The following is an 18,543-nucleotide window of genomic DNA, read 5'->3' as shown; positions in this document are numbered from 1 at the left end:
CCTTCGGCTAAAGCACAATGAAACGGATGGCGGGAGTCGCCGACAGGTGAAGCTGGCCGTGGCTCGGAAAGATCTCGCCGTCGAGCAGGTATTCGCTCAGGCCATCTATGGCCGTATCATCCAGATTGTGGCTGACATACGACGGACTACTTTTCATCGTCGCGCTGGATTTGCCGCGTAGCAGAAAGAACAGCGAGCGCACCAACCGTGGCGCCCGATGGGCAATGGCGGTGAAGTGCATAGGCGCTTTTTCACGTCCCCAATACGGCGTGCTGCCCAGCAGCAAGTTGTCCAGAGTCGTCGCCAAAATCAGCAGCCAAGGCGCCTCGATCGGCTGCCGTTTAAGGTGAAGCCGCGCAGGAGTCGCCGGCAGCGAAGTGTATTCGGCACCCCGAAACAGCGACAGCAACATGCGCACAAATGCCAATGACGGTCCGATAGCGCCGCGTATGCCCTTGGGCCGCAGGTTGCTGTGAAAGTACCTGACACCGTTGATGATTGCCCCGGCGCCAAAGAACATGCCGAAGCGGGGCGGTGTCTCGCTGGCATCAGAAACCTGGACCACCGCTCGAGCGCACACGGCGGGTGCGGAGGTCTTACCGCTGAGCCACTTGTCGAGGCTTTTCAGCGCGGCGGCCGGGTTCGAGCGCGATCCCAGGTCGGCGGCGCTCATGTTGGTGGTGCCGGCTGGCAGAGCGAGCACGTAGGGAACGTCCAGCAGCTCACGCCGCAGCATGGCGGTGAGCACAGCCTGCAAGGTGCCGTCGCCACCGATGACCACCAGCAAATCCGCAGGCCCCAGTCCCAGCGTATCGACCGCGTCAGTAAGCTGCCCGTCGGATGAAGCCTCGATCACGGTTGCGCCCGCAATGCGTGCGACTAGCGCGCGCAGCTGCTTGAGGTGGCGTCGCACGTAACCGCTTTCTGGATTGAGCACGATGCCAATCCGTTCCGGGCGAGGAGTCAGGTCAGTCATGTTGGCGCCATTCCTTCATCGGGCTCGGTCAAAGCGCAGGATCAACGCCAGCGCGATCCCCAGCAGCAAAATCGACGGCGCCAGCGTCGTCAGCATCACGTTGCCTTCCAGCAGCAGGCCAAGATTGGCGATGATCTGGTTACTGACGTAAATCAGCAGCCCGACGATTGCGCCGACGGCCAGCCTTCCCCCCAGTCCGGGCGAGCGTTGTTGCACGAAGGTGAACGGCACGGCGAACAGAATCATTGCCAGCGTCAGAATCGGGCGGCCGAGCTTTTGCCACATCGCCATTTCGTACTCGGCGGTGGGTTGGTCCGAGCCTTCCAGAAACTGGATGTAATGGTGCAGCTGGCGAATGGAGAAGCTGTCGGTGGGTAACGTCAGCTCTTTCAGGCGGCGGTCGGAAAACACCGAATGCCAGACCATGAAGTCCTGCTGACGAATGCTTTCATCTTCGCGGCCCCACTCCTTGATCTGCGCGTTTTTCAACAGCCAGGTGCCGTCGGGGCGGATCTCGGCGCTGTCGGCGAATACATAGGATTTAAGGCGCATCTCGGTGGTGTACTGGAAGATTTCAATGCTGACCGGCGTGTTGTGTCGCGACATGGCGCCGATTCGTGCAACTTCGTCACCACGCCGCGCCCAGATACTGCCTGTTGAGCTGGCGGCTTCACCTGATACAGCCAGGGCTTCGTTTCTGATCTGCACGCCGCGCTGCTGCAAGGGCGACGCCACCCATTCGTCAATCACGCCGAGCAGCAGCACCAGAATCACGCCGGCCATTACGGTAGTGATCGCGATGCGCACGATGGAAATACCGGCAGTGCGCATGGCGGTCAGTTCTTGCGTGATTGCCAGTTGACCCAAGCCGGTGATCCCGCCCAATAACGCGATGAAGGGGCCCAGGTCCACGGCACGACGTGGCAAGGTCATCAAGACCACTTGCAGCGCCTGTGTCCAGCGGTAGCCGCCGGAGGTCACGTCGTCGAGTTCGCTGATCAGATCGAAAGTGGTAAACAGCGGCAACAGTAATGCCGCTGCTGCCAGGAAGCCCATCAGCACGTTACGAATAAGGTAGAAGCTGGCAATCCTCATTTGGCGCGCAGTCGCAGAATGCGCAGATCGCGGGCGATGAATATCAACACGGCCACCGCCATCAGCAGCGGCACCAGCCAGACGCCCGGTATCAGCGGCAAGGTTGAGTTACCTACCAGAGTCCTGCAGATGTTCCCCGCATAGAAGATCACCGCGAACAGCGTGGCAATCGGCAGCAGAGTAGAGAAGCGGCCTTTGCGCGGGGCAGTCCGGCTCAGAGGCACGGCCAGTAACGCCAGCAGAATCGCGCTCACGCCACGGGTGTAACGCCACTGCAATTCGGCCTGGTCCTGTGGCACCGGTGACACGCTGAGCATCGCGGTGGACGTGGATTTTCGTTTGTTGTCCGGCTCCGGCTCGATAGGCTTGAGGTGCAGCAGCATGCTGGTAAAGATGCTGGTCACGTCCTTGGTGCCCTTGTGCTCCAGGGAATACGAGGTGCCGTGGGTCAATGACACGATAGGGTCATCCGGATTGGGGTCGACGACGCTGGCCTGATCGGAGCGGAAGATCCGGGATTTGCCTTCGCCTGGGTCGTAAATCAGCGCGTTTTTCAACGTGCCGGTGGCGTGATCGATGCTTTCTGCCAGGATCATCCGGCCATTGTCCTGATTGAGGTTGAAGCGCTGTGGCAGCAGGTGGTTGACGTCCAGATCGGTGCGCGATTCCTGCTCAAGCCGATAGGTCTGGGTGTACGCCCAGGGCCGGCCATAAACCGACAGCACAGTGACGGCAATGGCAATCGGCAGTGCAATCAGGCCGATGGCGCGGTACAGGCGCAAGGGGCTGGCACCGGAGGCCAGAATCGCCGTGACTTCGGAGTCGTGATAGAGCCTGCCCAGGGCAATCGCCACGGAGGCGTATAGGGCGACCGGCACCAGCATCTCCAGGGCAATGACCACCTTATAAATGACCATGTCCAGCACCGCTTGCAGTGCCAGCGTGCCATTGGCGGCTTGGGTCAGGTAGCGCTCTGCCGAATAACTGGCGAATACGAAGGTCAGGATACCGACCATTACCGACACGGGGCGCCGGATTTCGGCAATGATGTAGCGCTCGATCAGGAGCATTCTGCAGACCTTGTAGTCAGGCTGTGCCACAAAAAAAAATACCGCAACGTGCGAATCCGACGCAGGCTGGATGTTCAGCGCTTGAGCGTTTGGTTGTACGGATTGGGCAGGTGCAGGCAACCGCATTCGTGTTTCAGGTCAACGCTCTCTGTAGCAAGGTCTGTTCGACGAGCCGATGATCGCTCACCGAGTCGATATCGACCGCGGCTTCTGCGTACGGCATGACCACTGCGCCGATGCGCAAACCGACTGTCCGAGAGATGCGTTGCATCGCCTGGTCCAGCGACAACGTACCCAGCAGGTAGCGCAACGTGGCGGTGAAACCCAGCGCGCTGGCGATCACCTTCCTCGGGTTTTTGCGCTGCTGTTCGACGTTTCGCCAGAAGGCGGCGAGTTTCTCACTTTCCGGGGTCATGAACGCAAACATATTGCTTCCGCAGTACGGGCCGCCGTGCAACTTGATGGCGGTGCGGCGGTTGTCCGGGAACATCGCCATGACGGTTGCCAGCGGGGTCACGGCAACGGTCACATCGCAGCCGCTTGCAAGAGAGTGCTGAAGGAAGTGATCAACAATCTCCCGGCGCAGCAGCGCGTGGTCGGCCGTAGTGACGAACACAGGACGCGTCGGGATGTGTTCGAGCCCCATCAGCGCGCTGGCGCTCGGCGACACGGCCGGTTCCAGCGCCGTGATCGCATCGGCGCTCAGCAGGGCGTGCATGTGAGGATCGCGATCCAGCAGCGATCGGCTTGGCCCGACCAGCGTAATGTCCTTGATCAACTCACTGCTCTGCAGAGTGGACACGACCCGATGCAGCATCGGAACACCGTTGACCGGCGTTAATGCTTTGCAGCCGGCATTGCCGAGGGCTGCGACAGGATCGTTGGCGTTGCGATCGCCCGCTAGTACCAGCGCTGAAAAGCGCACCGGGTCAGATGCTCTTTTCATAGAGGCGATAGCGTTTGTAAGCGACGGCGCCGATGCGCTCCAGAATAGTGCGCATACCGGTATTGGTTTCCAGAATCCAGGACATTTCCAGTGCGTGAATCTTGCGTCGCACAAAGGGCTGTTTCAGCGCTTCAATCAGCAACAGCGCAAGCACCGGGCCTTGTCGGCTGAACTGATACTCCTGGCGCACGCCCATCAGCGGAACCCGCGCGGTGCGAGTGCCACTCACTTTGAGTTTCCACAACAGCTTGAGCCAGCCGAACGGCAGCAGACTGCCTTTCAAAGGCCCGAAGGCCTCCTGAAGGTTTGGCATCGCGACAATGAACGCGCACGCCTTGTTGTCGATTTCAGCGATGTAGATCAGGTCTTCAGGCACCAACAATTTCAGTTGTGCGCCCATCTCGCTGAATTCTTTCTCGGTGAACGGCACAAATCCCCAGTTCTTGGCCCAGGCGTCATTGAAAATTTCACGCAGGGTCTGCATTTCGGCTTCAAACTTGCTTCTGTCGAGCGTGCGAATCCGGATGCGACCACGTTCGCGGTCCATCATCCGCTGAAGCGGGGCAGGGAAGTTCAGCTCGTCGGTACGCATCCAGTAAGCCAGTAAATCCATCGCAGGCGTGTACTGCTCGGCTGTCAGGTGCTTTTCGTAATAAGGATGGTTGTGGTTCATGAACACCGAGGGCGGTGTGTCGAAACCTTCCACCAGCAATCCGCTTTCCTGATTGATGTTCAAGGTAAAGGGACCGGTGACTTTGTGTGCCCCTTGTTCGCGCAGCCACGCCTGAGCGGTGTTTATCAGGCTGTTGAACACGTCAGGGTCGTCGACAGCATCGAGCATGCCGAAGTGGCCGGTGTCAGGGCCATGAAGTTCGCGGTGTAACGTATCGATCTGGGCCATGATGCGGCCGACCGGCACGTTGCCGCGCTTGGCGATCCAGGCCTGCCAGGTCACGTGCTCGGAGGTAGGATTTTTGCTTGAAAGGTGCTCGCGACGTTCCATGTGCAGCGGCTCTACCCAGCATGGGTCGTCTTTGTAGAGCGTTCCCGGCAGCGAAATGAAGGTGTTCAAGTCCTGACGAGTCTTCACCACTTCCGTGACGACCGGGGAAGTCATTGTGTTCATTGATAGCGTGTCTTCTTCAATCGGCGGGTCGGAGTGGGGCGCGTGGATTAAGTGCTTTGGATCAGATCGTGTTTCGGGCAATAATACCTGACAATGGACGAAATACTTTGTTACGTCTATGTGTCATGATCAATGTACAGTATCGATCGATTCGATACTTGCCCTGGTGTGTTCAGGGGTTAAATTACCGGCGCCTTGTTGTTGATAGGCTGCAACAGTGTATTCGTTAAATTTTTTTGTCCTTATTACGCAAGCAGGCATTGGTTTTTTAGATTGATCACCTTTTGCTTGGCGTTGAGGATTTTACGCTCCGCTGCTCATGGCATTACGTTCAGCGCGGGCTTCTCCGCCGCAGTACCTGAAAGAGCTCAAAATCAATGGCTGTTCTTTATTTGTCAGAGACAAGCTCTGGGCATTCACTTGCACAGCGCCTTGCAGACTTTTCCTCTCTGGCTGATGCATTGGATTACGCTGCACTCGGGCAAACAGGCATGAATTTCTATGATCGTCGCTGTCACCTGACAGCGGTCATGGAATATCGCCTCCTCAAGCGGCGCGCCGTCGCAGCAGCCAAACGGTTGCTCAGCCTTGGCCTGGTGAAAGGCGATCGCGTTGCGCTGATTGCTGACACCACCCCAGGTTTCGTTGAAATCTTTTTTGCGTGTCAGTACGCAGGCCTGGTGCCGGTTCCGCTGCCGATTCCTATGGGCGTCGGGCATCACCAGTCTTACGTCGAAAAGCTCCGTGGATTGCTTGCCAGCTGTTCACCGTCTGCCGTGCTCGGCGGGGAAGAGTGGCTATCGTTCGTCAACGAAGCCATCGACGCCACCACCCAGAAATTCGTCGGCACCGCTGAGCAGCTTGAAGTATTGCCGCTGGTGGAAGTCGAGCTGGCACCGCCTCAGCCCGATGACATTGCTTATCTGCAATACACCTCCGGCAGCACGCGCTTTCCGCGCGGCGTGGTGGTGACGCAACGTTCGGTCATGGCCAACTTGCGTGGCATCAGTCTGGACGGCATTCGTCTGCGCCCCAAGGATCGCTGCATTTCCTGGTTGCCGTACTACCACGACATGGGACTGGTGGGCTTTGTGCTGACGCCGGTGGCGACGCAGTTGTCAGTCGACTACCTGCAGACCCAGGATTTCGCCATGCGCCCCAAGCAATGGTTGAACCTGATGAGTCGCAACCGCGGCACGGTTTCCGTGGCGCCGCCGTTTGGCTATGACCTGTGCGTGCGTCGTTGCAGCCCGTCCGAAGTCGAAAGCCTGGACCTGTCCCGCTGGCGTGTCGCCGGGGTCGGTGCCGAGCCGATTGCCATGGCGACCCTGAACCGTTTTGCCGAGCATTTCGCGCCAGCCGGTTTCAAGGCCAGCGCCTTCATGCCGTGCTATGGCCTGGCCGAAAATACCCTGGCCGTAAGCTTCGCCGCGCCCGACTCGGGTGGTCAGACCGATCGTGTCGATCGCGACATTCTTGAGCTTGAAGGTAAAGCAGTTACCGCCACCGAGCACTCGACGGCCATCAGTAACTTCGTCAATTGCGGCGCGCCGTTGCCAGGACATGAGCTTCACATCCTCGATGAAGCTGGCCACTCGCTGCCTGAGCGCAGCGTCGGGCGCATCGTGATTTCTGGTCCGAGCCTGATGCAGGGCTATTTTCAGGATGCCGAATCCACTCGCCAGCTGGCCGAAACTCAGCAGCTGGACACAGGCGATCTGGGCTACCTGTTCGACGGCAATCTGTATGTCACCGGCCGCAAAAAAGACCTGATCATCATTCGCGGTCGCAACATCTGGCCCCAGGACATCGAATTGGTCGCCGAGACCGAGGCTGACGTGCGCCCAGGCGACGCGATCGTGTTCATTGTGCAGAAAGACGGCGAGCCTGCCGTGGTGATGCAGGTCCAGTGTCGTCTCCATGACGAAGAAAAACGCGAGCGCTTGTTGCACACCTTGTTCGCCAAGATTCACAGCGAATTCGGTCTGTCGCCAACCATCGATCTGGTACCGCCCCACAGCATCCCGCGGACCTCGTCAGGCAAGCCGGCCCGGGCCGAGGCGCGCAAGCGCTTCCTGAGTCAGATTTCCGCGCGTCCTGAAATGCTGGCGGCTGTAGGCTCCGCGTGATGCCCCCCTGTGTGGCGTTGACCGGAGGCAGCGGTTTCATCGGCGGGCAGATCGCCCGGATGCTGGTGGCCCAAGGTATCAGCGTGCGCGCCTTGAGCCGGACTCAGTCCGGACTCAAGAACGGCATTTTCTGGGTGCGCGGTTCGCTGGAAGATCCTCAATCGCTGTCCGAGCTGGTCTCGGGTGCGAAGGCGGTGATCCACTGCGCCGGTGCCGTTCGAGGCCGCGATGCCAACAGTTTTCGCGCGGTCAACGTAGACGGCAGCCGCCGGGTGATGGAAGCCGCGCGCCAGTCCGGCACCTGCGAGCGCTTCCTGCACATGTCTTCGCTGGCCGCACGCTACCCGGAGCTTTCCTGGTATTCCCAGTCCAAATTCGATGCGGAACAGCAAGTGCTCAGCGCGGCGGGTCCGATCAGCGTCGGTATCTTTCGGCCAACGGCGGTCTATGGCCCCGGTGACCGGGAGTTGCAGCCGCTGTTTTCCTGGCTGCTGCGTGGCTTGCTGGTCCGGCTGGGGGCAGGGGAAGCGCACCTGAGCTTCGTCCACGTGTTCGACCTGACTGCCGCTGTCACGCAGTGGATCACCTCTCCGGTGGCGCGGCCTGCGACTTATGAGATCAGTGACGGCACGCTGGGCGGCTACAGCTGGAAAGGTCTGGCCAGCATTGGCGCGGACATCCGCAAGGCCCGCGTGCGGCAGATTCCGGTGTCGGTCACGCTGCTTAAATGCATCGCCAAAGCCAACCTGGCGCTTTCGTATCTGCTGCCGCGCGCACCGATGCTGACCACCAGTAAGGTCAACGAGCTGACCCACCACGACTGGACCTGCAGCAATACCGATATAACCGCCGCCATTGGCTGGGTGCCCCAGATCAAATTGCGCCGCGCCCTGCAGGATGGTCTGTTCTGAGCGCGCACCCATTCAGAAGTTGAAGAGGTCAATCATGTTTACGCAAGACACCATTTTAGAAAACGTCCTGATCTGTCTTCGGGATATGGTTCCGGTTTCAGAACACGTTGGGCCGGACAGCGACATGGTCAATGACCTGGGGCTGGAGTCCGTCAAGATGATGGACTTGTTGATGAAGCTGGAAGACGAATACGATCTGTCGATCCCGATCAATATTTTGATGGACGTCAGAACCCCTCGGCAGCTGGCAAGCTCCTTGGTGGCCTACGTGGAGAAAAGTCATGGGGCTGTATGACAAATTCAGCAGGCTGGCTGCTGAACGCACACATTTTCAGGATTCTGGCCCAAGCCCGTTCGGCACCAGCATCGACGCCGTTTACTCGCCCACCCAAGGGCGTATCGGCGACAAAGACGTCATCCTGGCGGGCACCAATAACTATCTGGGTCTGACGTTCGACGCTCAGGCTATTGAAGCGGCGCAACAGGCGCTGGCGGTCGAAGGCACCGGCACGACCGGTTCGCGCATGGCCAACGGCAGCTACGGCGGCCACACCGCGCTGGAAGCTGAACTCGCCGCGTTCCTGGACCGTCCTTCGGTCATGGTGTTTTCCACTGGTTATGTGGCAAACCTGGGCATCATCGGCGCCCTGGCGGGTCCCCGTGAAGTGGTCCTGCTGGACGCTGACTGTCACGCGAGCATCTACGATGCCTGCCAATTGGGCGGTGCGGAAATCATCCGTTTCCACCACAACGATGCCAAGGATCTTGAGCGGCGCATGGTCCGTCTGGGCGAGCGCGCCAAAGATGCGCTGATCATCGTCGAGGGCATCTACAGCATGCTCGGCGATACCGCGCCGCTCAAAGAAATCGTTGAAATCAAAAAGCGTCTGGGCGGTTACCTGCTGGTCGACGAAGCGCATTCGTTCGGCGTCATGGGCCCCAACGGGCGAGGGCTGTCCGAAGCGCTGGGCGTTGAAGCGGATGTCGATATCATCCTCGGCACCTTCAGCAAGAGTCTGGCCGCCATCGGTGGATTCGCTGCTGGCAGCAGCAGTATGGAAGTGCTGCGCTACGCCAGCCGCCCATACATTTTCACCGCATCGCCTTCGCCTTCGGTCGTGGCCTCGGTGCGTGCAGCCTTGCAGGCGGTTGCCACGCGCCCGCAACTGCGCGAGCAGCTGTGGAGCAATGCCAATCGCCTGTACGACGGCCTGGCGAACCTGGGTTATTCACTCGGGCCGCACGTCAGCCCGGTTGTCCCGGTGATGGTCGGCACCAAGGAGCAGGGCCTGCAATTCTGGCGCGCGCTCATCGACCAGGGCGTCTACGTCAATCTGGTATTGCCGCCAGCCACCCCGGCCGGCGTTACACTGGTGCGCTGCAGCGTCAGCGCTGCTCATACACCCGAGCAGATCGACCAAATCATTCAGGCGTTTTCGGTGTTGCGTCCCTTGGCCGATCTGGCAGCTTGATCGCCGCTTGAAGGGAGCAGCGCGCCTGGCCTGATCGCCAGGCGCGCGCACCGCATCATTCGCCGCCGGGTTCCCAGCGGCGCAGAACCTGATTTCGAATGTGAGTGTTATGCGAATTATCTTTGCTTTTGGCCGGTCCTACCCGCTGCGTACAGCGTTGATGCTGCTGAGCCTGGTGGTGGCGGGATTGGTCGAGAGCGTCAGTCTGACCACCATGTTGCCGCTGATGTCGGTAATGCTGGGTGACAACGCTCATTCGGCCTTTGGTGAGCGCATCATCAGCACCATGGCCTGGTTCGGAATGGAGCCTACCATTGTCGTGCTGTTGACCATCATCGTGGTGGGCATGGCACTGAGCAGTCTGTTGATCCTGATCGCCAACCGGCAGGTGGGCTACACCGTAGCGCACGTTGCCACCGACCTGCGGGTGGATCTGATCAACGCCACCCTGGGCAGTCGCTGGGAATATTACCTGCGCCAACCGGGCGGCGCCCTGGCCAATGCCGTCGCCACTGAGGCCTATCGCGCCTCCACTGCCTATGAACACGCAGCCAACATGGTTGCGCTGTCCATTCAGGCGGTGGCCTATGGGGTGATCGCACTGGTCGTGTCCTGGCAGGCCGCCGTGGTCTGTCTGCTGGTGGGGCTGGGCATTCTGCTGGCGTTGCGCGGGCTGGTGAAGACGTCGCGCAAGGCAGGCAGAAGCCAGACCAGCCTGATGCGCGATTTGCTGGTCAGCCTCAGCGACACCCTGGGTTCGGTGAAACCGCTCAAAGCGATGGCCCGGGAAGACATCGCCGATTCCCTGTTGCGTCATCAGGCCACCGAACTCAATGCCGCGATGGAAAAGGAAGTCACCAGCCGCGAAACCCTGCGCGCACTTCAGGAGCCGTTGCTGGCGATCCTCGCCGCTGCCGGGCTGTACGCCGGGCTGGTGATCTGGAATCTGCCGTTGTCATCGGTGATGGTGCTGATCTTCATGGTGGTGCGAGTGCTGGGCCTGATGCACAAGGCCCAGCAGCGCTATCACCGCATGGCCGCTCAGGAAAGCGCGTTCTGGGCGCTGCGCGAAGCGGTCGACAAGGCCACCGCCGAAGCCGAGCCCAAGGGCGGCAATGTTCAGCCGACGCTGAACCAGAGCATCGAATTCGAAAACGTGTCGTTCAAGTACGACGGCCGCACAGTGCTTGACGACGCCACCTTCGGATTCAAAGTCGGCACCATGACCACTCTGGTCGGGCCATCGGGCGCTGGCAAGACCACCATCCTCGATCTGTTGTGCGCATTGCTCAGCCCGCAAACCGGGCACATCCGCGTGGACGGCGTTTCGCTGGTGGACATCGACCGGCGCAAATGGCGGCGAATGATCGGCTATGTCACCCAGGAAACCCTGCTGCTGCACGACAGTATTCTGGCCAACGTCACGCTGGGCGAGCCTGCGTTGACGGCGGTGGATGCCGAGCGCGCCTTGCGTCAGGCCGGGGCCTGGGAGTTTGTCGAGCGGTTGCCCGAAGGCATGAACTCAGTGGTCGGCGAGCGCGGCGGCAAGCTCTCGGGCGGCCAGCGTCAGCGCATCGTCATCGCGCGGGCTTTGGCTCACCATCCGCGACTGCTGATTCTCGACGAAGCCACCAGCGCCCTCGACCCGCAAGCCGAACGCGAGATCTGCGATTCCCTGAAAGCACTGACGCCCGAGATCACTATTATTGCCGTGTCTCACCGACCGCGCCTGATCGAGATCGCCGACGAGGTGGTGCAGGTCAAGGACGGCGTGATCACGCGGCTGAGCCATCCAGACCGTTTGGCCGACCAGACTTTCATTGCCAGCGTTTAACCCACGACTGGCCGAGACCGACCAATGAAGTTTGTGACCCACAACAACCAGCAACTGCCTCCTCAGGAACCCGACCCGGCGCCGCCTGTTGAATCCTTTGAACACTCGAATTCCGGCGATCAAGCGAGCGGCTTGGCGCCGCTGATTGCCATCGTCGGTTGCGACGGGGCGGGCAAGTCCACGGTGTCCGAGGCCATTCTGAGCTGGATGCAGGAATCATGCAGCGCGCAAAGCTGCCATCTGGGCATTCAGTCCAAGGCGCTGGGCGAGGCGATGATGCAATGGCCGCTGGTGGGCCCACTCATCGCTCGGCTGATCGCGAAAAATGCCCCGCGTGACAATCCGACGGTCAAACAGAACGACGAGGGGCCCAGCAATCTCGCGGCGTTCGCCACGTTTCTGTTGTCCATCCGGCGCTGGCGGCGTTACCAGAAAATGATGACGCTGCGGCGCAACGGCGTAACGGTCATCGCCGACCGCTTTCCGCAGATCGCCGTGGCTAACCTGAAAGTCGACGGCCCGGGGCTGGTGGGCGTCAAGCACCGCAACGCCTTCGTCGGATTTCTCGCCCGTCGCGAAAAAGCTCTGTACGCCTACATGATCAGCCATCGCCCGGATCTGGTTATCCGCCTGAACATTGATCTGGAAACCGCCTTCGCGCGCAAGCCAGATCACCGCTACGAATCCCTGGCCGCGAAAATTGCCAACGTGCCGAAGCTGGAATACCAAGGCGCGCCGATTCTGGACCTGGACAGCCGCTTGCCACTGGCCGAGGTGATCGCCCAGGCCAAGGCGGCGGTATCGCGCAGCCTGCTGACCCGTTGATGGCCCATGACTGACTTCGACACTCGGCCGTTCGACGGCATCGGGCATGACGACCCTGAGCTGGCGCCGTTGATTGCGATCATCGGTTCTGACGGCGCGGGCAAGACCACGCTGGCAGCGTCCTTGTGCGCGGCGATGCAGGCCGAAGGAGCGGCGTACGCCTACCTGGGCCTGGGCTCGGGCACCTTGGGCTTGAAGATTCAGGCGTGGCCGCTGATCGGCCCGGTACTGGCGCGGCGTCTGACGGCCAAGGCCAAACAGGCGCGGACCAAAGGCCAGCGCATTCCCGGTGTCCTCACCGCGCTGGTCATTTACGTGTTCTCCCAGCGCCGAGTCCGGGGTTTCAAGCGGATGCTGGCGCTGCGCAAGGAGGCCAGCGTGGTCTTCTGCGATCGCTATCCGCAGCTGGACGTTGCCGGTTTTTATGACGGGCCGGGTCTGTCCGCCGCGCGCCCCGGCAACCGGTTCACGGCCTGGCTGGCACGACGCGAAATCACACTTTATCAACGGATGGTCAGTTACCGTCCGACGCTGGTCATCCGCTTGAACATCGACGCCGATACCGCTTTCGCCCGCAAGCCCGATCACAACCTGGCGCTGCTGCGGCAGAAGGTCGAGGCTACGCCGCTGCTGCGTTTCAATGGCGCGCGGATCGTCGAAGTCGATGCCAGCCAGCCCCAGGCTGACGTGCAGGCGCAGTGTCTGCAGCTTGTCCGGGAACTGATCGTCCGCTGACACAACGGCCGCCTTGGGCACGGGCCACTTATTTTTTGAGGAAATCATGCAATCCAGAAACACCGCACCGGCAATGCCACGCCCGGTAAATTGGCCCGGCCTTGGCTGGATGTTTGTGTTTTTCTGGTATTTCTCCGGCGTCGCCCAGCTGTTGATCATCAACGCCGGGGTAGCTGGCTGGAAGGGCATGGCAGAGGCGTCGATGGTTACGACGCTGTGGATGATTCCCCTGATCCTATTCCCCTCACGCACCCGGCTTATTGCAGGGGTGCTGGGCGTTATTCTCTGGGCGTCTTCGCTGTCGGGGCTGGGTTACTTTCTGGTCTACGGCCAGGAGTTTTCCCAGAGCGTGATTTTCATCATGTTCGATTCCAACCTGCAGGAGTCCAGCGAATACCTGGGGCACTATTTCTCCTGGTCGATCGTGGCAGCTGTCGTTGCCTACAGTGTCGGTGGGATTTTGCTGTGGACACGGGTTCGCCCGGTGTATCTGCCGCGCAAGTCGCTAATCGCCTGCTGCTTGCTGCTGCTGGGCGTCTCGGTGGGCTACAACGCGATTCATCAGTACATCAAGCGAGACACGATCAAGCGCGCGGTGGCCGAGTTCGAGGAAAACATAGAAGCCGCCGCGCCCTGGCAGCTGGTTGTGGGCTATCACCAGTACCTGCAGCAGCTCGACGAGATGTCGAAGATGCTCAACACCCAGGCGCAGATCCCGCCGCTGAAAAATCTCACCGACAACCACGCCGGGAAACCCTCGACGCTGGTGTTGGTGATTGGCGAATCGACTACCCGCCAGCGCATGAGCCTGTATGGCTATGGCCGCCCGACCACCCCAAATCTGGATCAGTTGAAGGGTCAGTTGCAGGTGTTTGATAACGTCATCGCGCCGCGTCCTTATACGATCGAGACGCTGCAACAGGTCCTGACGTTCGCCGACGAGGAGCATCCGGACCTGTATCTGAGCACGCCGACGCTGGTCAGCGTGATGAAGCAGGCCGGTTACAAAAGCTTCTGGATCACCAACCAACAGACCATGACCAAGCGCAACACCATGCTCACGCTGTTTTCCAAGCAGGCGGATGAGCAGGCCTACCTGAACAACAACCGCGACCAGAACGAAACCAGTCAGTATGACGAGGATGTGCTGGAGCCGTTTTCCAAGGCGCTGGCCGACGACGCTCCGCGCAAGCTCATCGTGATCCATTTGCTGGGCACGCACATGAGTTACAAATACCGCTATCCGCCGACCTACGATTACTTCAAGGATCGCATCGGCGTGCCGGCCACCGTGACCGACGAGCAGCTTGAGGTCTACAACGACTACGACAACGCCGTGCGCTACAACGATTACGTGGTGTCATCATTGATCAAGCGCTTCAGCCAGATCGACCCCAACGGGTTTCTGCTGTACCTGTCCGACCACGGCGAGTCGGTCTACGACCCGGTGGCACCGAACGTGTTGGGGCGCAACGAAGCGGCGCCGACCCGGCCGATGTACACCGTGCCGTTCATTGTCTGGAGCTCGCCTAGCTGGAAGGCGGCGCAGGGGAATCCGCCTATCGATGATGCCTACTTGCATCGGCCATACAGCACCTCGCATTTCATTCACACGTGGGCTGACCTGGCGGGACTGCATTTTGATGAGTTCGCGCCGTCCGAAAGCCTGATCAGCCGAGACTTCAAGCCGGGCCGGCTGTTGATCGGCAATCCCCACACGCCAGCCAGCCTGCGGGATTTCAACTCGTTGCCGACCGAGCCTGCTCCCACTGCACTGACCAAGGCTCACTAAAACAGCCCGCGTGCCGTGGCGGCCTTCAGGCGTCCAGCGCGGGCAATCCAAAAAAGTTCTGGGCGCACGCGGTGGTGTGCGCTGCGACATCTGCCTCGCTTTCCCCACGATGCAGGGCCACTTCTCTAAGCACCTCGGGCAGATAGGCGGGCTCGTTGCGCCCGTTTTTCGGTTTTGGCCGAAGGCTGCGGGGCAAGAGATAGGGCGCATCACTTTCCAGCATCAGCCGACCGCGCGGGATTTCCCGAACCAGTGGGTGCAGATGCGTGCCCCTGCGCTCGTCACAGATCCAGCCGGTGATGCCGATGTGCAAATCCAGATCCAGATAGCTGAACAGCGCGCGCTTCTCGCCGGTGAAGCAATGCACCACGGCGGCGGGCAGGCGATCCCGATAGTCGCGCAGGATTTCCAGCAACCGCTCGTTGGCGTCACGCTCGTGCAAGAACACCGGCATTTGCAGCTCGACGGCCAACGCAAGGTGCGCTTCAAGGGCCTTTTCCTGCTGCGGACGAGGGGAGAAGTCGCGGTTGAAATCCAGACCACACTCACCGACTGCCCGCACGCGGGTTTCTTTGAGCAGCGCGTGCAACTGTTTTTCGGTTTCAAGGGTCCAAGCGCTCGCCGAATGCGGGTGAATGCCCGCGGTGCAGAACAATCGAGCGGCGCTTTCATCTAGCTCATGACACAGCTGCAACGCCTGTTCGCTGCTTTCGACACTGGTGCCGGTGAGCACCAACTGGCCGACACCCGCGGCATACGCGCGCTCCAGGACGTCGCGTTCTTTGGCGGCGAAGCTGGCATTGGTCAGGTTGACGCCGATGTCGATTAGTTGCATGTTCGAACTCCAGCTTGCGGCCGAAGAGGATAGCAGACCCTCGATTGTTATAAAAAAATGAGCAGTCTCAACTGCTTGTGCCCATAGATTGATGTGATGTCCCACGCCGCACTCCAGACATGGAGCGCCGAGCGACAGTGGTTCACAGACTTCATGCCGTCTTTTTCGGCATTTTCGGGAGAATCAATGATTCGAGCATCGATTATTTCGTTGCTGTGTCTGGTGCTGGTGCCAGTCTGTGCATCCGCACGTCCTGTCGGGCCGCCGGTGGTCAGCAAAAAGACTCAGGTCAGAGATCTTCCGGCGATACGCAGCAGCAAGGTTTTACGGGTATTGGTCAACCAGAGCCGCAATAGCTCCGGCGAAATGAAAGGCGAAGCCACTGGCGTCGAATACCGCAGGCTCCAGGCCTTCGAAAGCTATCTCAACAGCCATGCCCGAGACGGCCAGAAAGTCTCGCTCAAGCTCATTCCCAAAGCCAAGGATCAGTTGCTCGCAGCGCTACAGCGTGGCGAAGGCGACTTGGTTGCGCCTGGGGAGTTACTTGACAGCAGCACCGCGCGCAACATTGAAATCACTGATCCTGTGGTGAGCCAGGTGCCGCTGGTGGTGGTCGGGGTCAAGGGCGAGCGCGGGTTCAAACATATCGAGCAACTGTCCGGCAAGACGCTGATGCTGACCAATGGCAGCGCCGCCGACGAGGCCGTCTTGCAGCTGAACCAGAGGCTTGCCCTGCGCAAATTGCCGCCGGTGAAGATTGAGTGGGTCGATCCCAGTCTGGCGGTGGAAGACGTGCTGGAGATGGTGCAAGCGGGGATTTACCACCTGACCGTGGTCGAGCAACCGATTGCCGAGCGCTGGGCGCGGATCATGCCCAAGCTGCGCGTCGACCGCTCGCTGACCCTCAGTACTCACAGCGACATGAGCTGGTTCGTGCGTCAGGACGCCAGTCAGTTGCATGCCGCGATCAACACCTTTCTCGACACTTACAAGGCGCCGGCCAACCAGGAAGTGGCATTCCAGAAGGCCTACAAAGATCTTTATCAGGTACACAACCCCTTGGCCCGCGGTGACCGTCAGCGTCTTGAAAGCCTGCGGCCGGTGCTGCAACGTCACGCCGATGCGCAGAACATGGACTGGCTGGATCTTGCGGCGATGGCTTTCAAAGAGTCGGCGCTGGACCCTAAGGCCAAAGGCGGCAGCGGCGCTACAGGCTTGCTGCAGATCACCCCGTCCGCAGCGCGGCGGGTGGGCGTCGACAACATTCAGAACGTCGATGGCAATGTGCAGGCTGCCTCCAAGTACCTGGCGATGATTCGTCGCAAATTCTTTTCCAGTCCAAAAATCAACGAGCGCGAGCGCATGGCTTTTGCGTTGGCTGCCTATAACCTCGGTCCGGAGCGGGTGCAGAACATGCGCAGCGAAGCGCGGCGCCAGGGTTTGAATCCCAATCAGTGGTTCTTCCAGGTCGAGCGGGTGGCGCTGGATCAGGTGGGGATGGGCGTGGTGAGCTACGTTAATAGTGTGAACAAATATTATCTGGCCTACGACCAGGAACGGGACTCGCTGGAGAGTCCTTCACCGCGCAGAGCGACGCTTCGATAGAATCGAATTATTAGATAGCTATTACGCTGTTTTTGCGGTTTTCATATTTGTCGATTCGATTAAGATGGCGCCATTCTCAATGATCAACATGGAACGAACCGCATGAACGCTCACATCAAATCCCTGCTCAACACCCGCGCTGGTTATGGCATCACTGTTTTGCGCATCATCGTTGGCATCATCTTTATGGCCCATGGCAGTCAGAAGCTGTTCGGCATGTTCGGCGGCTATGGCCTTGAAGGTACAGGTCAATACATGGCGAGCCTGGGCTTGAATCCTGGTTACCTGATGGCGCTGATGTCGGGCAGTGCCGAGTTCTTCGGCGGTCTGGGGCTGGTGGTGGGTTTGCTGGCGCGTCCGGCCGCAGTGGTACTGATTGTGATGCTGGTGATCGCGATTTTGTCGGTACACATTCACAACGGTCTGTTCATGGCCAACAACGGCTACGAGTTTGCCCTGGCTTTGCTCGGTGGAGCGATTGCGGTGCTGTTCGAAGGGGCAGGGCGTCTGTCACTGGACCGCTCGATAGCTAATTGATAAAACGCTGAAATCAAAGGCCCGCATTGCGGGCCTTTTTTGTTTGTGTGCAGATTTGACAAGCCCACCGACGCTTCTCTAGGATGCTGTCCATTGCGCCGATTTAAACAGCTACTTGCGGGGCGCCTGGAGTCGTGAAAACGATTTCGAAATACCGCTAAAGCGCTGGTTCGGTGTTGCCTCTCACCGCTGCCCAGCGGAATTCTGAGGCTGAGACAATCACACCATGAATCACCTGCGCCCCCTCGTTCGTCTGGCTCCAATCGCCGGGCAAATCAATCGACGTAATCCGAAAATCCTTCTTGGCGGCTCCCATCAGCCGACGCTGTTGCGCTATCTCGACGGCTGGCCGCGACGCCAGAACGGGCCCCACGCTTTCCTCATTCAATTCATCGATCAGCACCAATCCCTTGAGCGTTTCAGCAACGACCAGTTCGACCTCGCCGTCATCCAGGCGCCCACGGCCGAGCGCCGCGATGAAGTGATTCGCCACCTCACACGCATTGCGCGACAGGGATTGATTACGCGGGGTTGAGTGCAGCAGCGGTGGGATGCAGACACGCAGGACTGACGCCAGTCCTGTAGGAGCGTACGAGCAACGCGAGGCCGCGATCCAGTGCGCAGCGCTGGCAGCTTTTACGACTGCTGCGCAGCC

The 18,543-nt window shown here is 59.9% G+C and carries 17 protein-coding genes; 11 read left to right on the top strand and 6 right to left on the bottom strand.

The features are described from left to right. Positions 1 to 7: 7 nt before the first annotated feature. From ACWKV9_RS13740 to ACWKV9_RS13720, 5 genes are all read right to left on the bottom strand, one after another. A complete protein-coding gene (locus ACWKV9_RS13740) occupies positions 8 to 976 on the bottom strand; it encodes a diacylglycerol/lipid kinase family protein (RefSeq protein ID WP_483836665.1) in 969 nt (322 codons plus the stop codon). A gap of 15 nt (positions 977 to 991) precedes the next feature. Continuing rightward, positions 992 to 2,071 carry an LPS export ABC transporter permease LptG gene (gene lptG / locus ACWKV9_RS13735; RefSeq protein ID WP_483836664.1) on the bottom strand — a complete coding sequence of 360 codons (1,080 nt, stop codon included), beginning with the start codon at positions 2,069 to 2,071 and terminating at the stop codon, positions 992 to 994. Next, on the bottom strand, positions 2,068 to 3,141 hold the full coding sequence (lptF, locus tag ACWKV9_RS13730; protein WP_483836663.1) for an LPS export ABC transporter permease LptF: 1,074 nt from the start codon (positions 3,139 to 3,141) through the stop codon (positions 2,068 to 2,070). Before lptF ends, lptG begins: the two co-directional genes overlap by 4 nt. Positions 3,142 to 3,274: 133 nt before the next feature. Further along, positions 3,275 to 4,087 (bottom strand): nucleotidyltransferase family protein, encoded by an 813-nt coding sequence (locus tag ACWKV9_RS13725; RefSeq protein ID WP_483836662.1) that lies wholly within the window; start codon positions 4,085 to 4,087, stop codon positions 3,275 to 3,277. Beyond that, positions 4,071 to 5,213: an N-acetyltransferase gene (locus ACWKV9_RS13720; protein WP_483836661.1), complete on the bottom strand. Its 1,143-nt coding sequence runs from the start codon at positions 5,211 to 5,213 to the stop codon at positions 4,071 to 4,073. The genes ACWKV9_RS13725 and ACWKV9_RS13720 overlap by 17 nt, the downstream gene beginning before the upstream one ends. A gap of 377 nt (positions 5,214 to 5,590) precedes the next feature. On the opposite strand from ACWKV9_RS13720, the gene ACWKV9_RS13715 reads away from it, so the two are divergent. The 8 genes from ACWKV9_RS13715 (at position 5,591) to cptA (ending at position 14,911) form a co-directional block, all read left to right on the top strand. Further along, the gene (locus ACWKV9_RS13715; protein ID WP_483836660.1) at positions 5,591 to 7,342 is read left to right on the top strand and encodes a fatty acyl-AMP ligase; all 1,752 of its coding nucleotides are present in this window, start codon (positions 5,591 to 5,593) and stop codon (positions 7,340 to 7,342) included. Beyond that, a complete protein-coding gene (locus ACWKV9_RS13710; RefSeq protein WP_483836894.1) occupies positions 7,342 to 8,253 on the top strand; it encodes an NAD-dependent epimerase/dehydratase family protein in 912 nt (303 codons plus the stop codon). Before ACWKV9_RS13715 ends, ACWKV9_RS13710 begins: the two co-directional genes overlap by 1 nt. A 34-nt stretch (positions 8,254 to 8,287) precedes the next feature. Beyond that, the gene (locus ACWKV9_RS13705) at positions 8,288 to 8,548 is read left to right on the top strand and encodes an acyl carrier protein (RefSeq protein ID WP_483836659.1); all 261 of its coding nucleotides are present in this window, start codon (positions 8,288 to 8,290) and stop codon (positions 8,546 to 8,548) included. Beyond that, positions 8,535 to 9,725, top strand: coding sequence for a serine palmitoyltransferase (gene spt / locus ACWKV9_RS13700; protein WP_483836658.1), 1,191 nt, complete (start codon positions 8,535 to 8,537; stop codon positions 9,723 to 9,725). Before ACWKV9_RS13705 ends, spt begins: the two co-directional genes overlap by 14 nt. A 109-nt stretch (positions 9,726 to 9,834) precedes the next feature. After that, on the top strand, positions 9,835 to 11,559 hold the full coding sequence (locus ACWKV9_RS13695; RefSeq protein ID WP_483836657.1) for an ABC transporter ATP-binding protein: 1,725 nt from the start codon (positions 9,835 to 9,837) through the stop codon (positions 11,557 to 11,559). A 24-nt stretch (positions 11,560 to 11,583) separates the two neighbouring features. Then, positions 11,584 to 12,384: a nucleoside/nucleotide kinase family protein gene (locus ACWKV9_RS13690; RefSeq protein ID WP_483836656.1), complete on the top strand. Its 801-nt coding sequence runs from the start codon at positions 11,584 to 11,586 to the stop codon at positions 12,382 to 12,384. A gap of 6 nt (positions 12,385 to 12,390) precedes the next feature. Continuing rightward, complete coding sequence (locus ACWKV9_RS13685; protein ID WP_483836655.1) at positions 12,391 to 13,119, top strand: nucleoside/nucleotide kinase family protein; 729 nt, start codon at positions 12,391 to 12,393, stop codon at positions 13,117 to 13,119. Positions 13,120 to 13,165: 46 nt separating this feature from the next. After that, positions 13,166 to 14,911, top strand: a complete 1,746-nt coding sequence (gene cptA / locus ACWKV9_RS13680) for a phosphoethanolamine transferase CptA (protein ID WP_483836654.1) — start codon at positions 13,166 to 13,168, stop codon at positions 14,909 to 14,911. 25 nt (positions 14,912 to 14,936) lie between these two features. On the opposite strand, the gene ACWKV9_RS13675 is transcribed toward cptA, so the two are convergent. Then, positions 14,937 to 15,746 (bottom strand): TatD family hydrolase, encoded by an 810-nt coding sequence (locus ACWKV9_RS13675; RefSeq protein WP_483836653.1) that lies wholly within the window; start codon positions 15,744 to 15,746, stop codon positions 14,937 to 14,939. Between the two features lie 186 nt (positions 15,747 to 15,932). Here ACWKV9_RS13675 and ACWKV9_RS13670 point away from each other — a divergent pair, with 186 nt between their 5' ends. From ACWKV9_RS13670 to ACWKV9_RS13660, 3 genes are all read left to right on the top strand, one after another. Then, positions 15,933 to 17,351, top strand: coding sequence for an MltF family protein (locus ACWKV9_RS13670; protein WP_483836652.1), 1,419 nt, complete (start codon positions 15,933 to 15,935; stop codon positions 17,349 to 17,351). A 102-nt stretch (positions 17,352 to 17,453) separates the two neighbouring features. Further along, complete coding sequence (locus ACWKV9_RS13665; RefSeq protein WP_483836651.1) at positions 17,454 to 17,888, top strand: DoxX family protein; 435 nt, start codon at positions 17,454 to 17,456, stop codon at positions 17,886 to 17,888. Between the two features lie 226 nt (positions 17,889 to 18,114). Then, positions 18,115 to 18,423 carry a class I SAM-dependent methyltransferase gene (locus ACWKV9_RS13660; RefSeq protein WP_483836650.1) on the top strand — a complete coding sequence of 103 codons (309 nt, stop codon included), beginning with the start codon at positions 18,115 to 18,117 and terminating at the stop codon, positions 18,421 to 18,423. The last annotated feature ends 120 nt before the right edge of the window (positions 18,424 to 18,543 follow it).

The organism is Pseudomonas corni, from assembly GCF_057128765.1.
The sequence above is the reverse complement of the archived record's forward strand: the minus strand, read 5'-3'. Positions and strand labels throughout refer to the sequence as shown.

What these genes read in the sequence shown, in the direction of transcription:
- ACWKV9_RS13685 (WP_483836655.1), top strand. Translation starts at nt 12,391, where the DNA reads ATGACTGACTTCGACACTCGGCCGTTCGACGGCATCGGGCATGACGAC.
- cptA (WP_483836654.1), top strand. Translation starts at nt 13,166, where the DNA reads ATGCAATCCAGAAACACCGCACCGGCAATGCCACGCCCGGTAAATTGG.
- ACWKV9_RS13740 (WP_483836665.1), bottom strand. Translation starts at nt 976, where the DNA reads ATGACTGACCTGACTCCTCGCCCGGAACGGATTGGCATCGTGCTCAAT.
- lptG (WP_483836664.1), bottom strand. Translation starts at nt 2,071, where the DNA reads ATGAGGATTGCCAGCTTCTACCTTATTCGTAACGTGCTGATGGGCTTC.
- ACWKV9_RS13665 (WP_483836651.1), top strand. Translation starts at nt 17,454, where the DNA reads ATGAACGCTCACATCAAATCCCTGCTCAACACCCGCGCTGGTTATGGC.
- ACWKV9_RS13720 (WP_483836661.1), bottom strand. Translation starts at nt 5,213, where the DNA reads ATGAACACAATGACTTCCCCGGTCGTCACGGAAGTGGTGAAGACTCGT.
- ACWKV9_RS13725 (WP_483836662.1), bottom strand. Translation starts at nt 4,087, where the DNA reads ATGAAAAGAGCATCTGACCCGGTGCGCTTTTCAGCGCTGGTACTAGCG.
- ACWKV9_RS13675 (WP_483836653.1), bottom strand. Translation starts at nt 15,746, where the DNA reads ATGCAACTAATCGACATCGGCGTCAACCTGACCAATGCCAGCTTCGCC.
- ACWKV9_RS13660 (WP_483836650.1), top strand. Translation starts at nt 18,115, where the DNA reads ATGAATCACCTGCGCCCCCTCGTTCGTCTGGCTCCAATCGCCGGGCAA.
- spt (WP_483836658.1), top strand. Translation starts at nt 8,535, where the DNA reads ATGGGGCTGTATGACAAATTCAGCAGGCTGGCTGCTGAACGCACACAT.
- ACWKV9_RS13710 (WP_483836894.1), top strand. Translation starts at nt 7,342, where the DNA reads ATGCCCCCCTGTGTGGCGTTGACCGGAGGCAGCGGTTTCATCGGCGGG.
- ACWKV9_RS13695 (WP_483836657.1), top strand. Translation starts at nt 9,835, where the DNA reads ATGCGAATTATCTTTGCTTTTGGCCGGTCCTACCCGCTGCGTACAGCG.
- ACWKV9_RS13670 (WP_483836652.1), top strand. Translation starts at nt 15,933, where the DNA reads ATGATTCGAGCATCGATTATTTCGTTGCTGTGTCTGGTGCTGGTGCCA.
- ACWKV9_RS13705 (WP_483836659.1), top strand. Translation starts at nt 8,288, where the DNA reads ATGTTTACGCAAGACACCATTTTAGAAAACGTCCTGATCTGTCTTCGG.
- lptF (WP_483836663.1), bottom strand. Translation starts at nt 3,141, where the DNA reads ATGCTCCTGATCGAGCGCTACATCATTGCCGAAATCCGGCGCCCCGTG.
- ACWKV9_RS13690 (WP_483836656.1), top strand. Translation starts at nt 11,584, where the DNA reads ATGAAGTTTGTGACCCACAACAACCAGCAACTGCCTCCTCAGGAACCC.
- ACWKV9_RS13715 (WP_483836660.1), top strand. Translation starts at nt 5,591, where the DNA reads ATGGCTGTTCTTTATTTGTCAGAGACAAGCTCTGGGCATTCACTTGCA.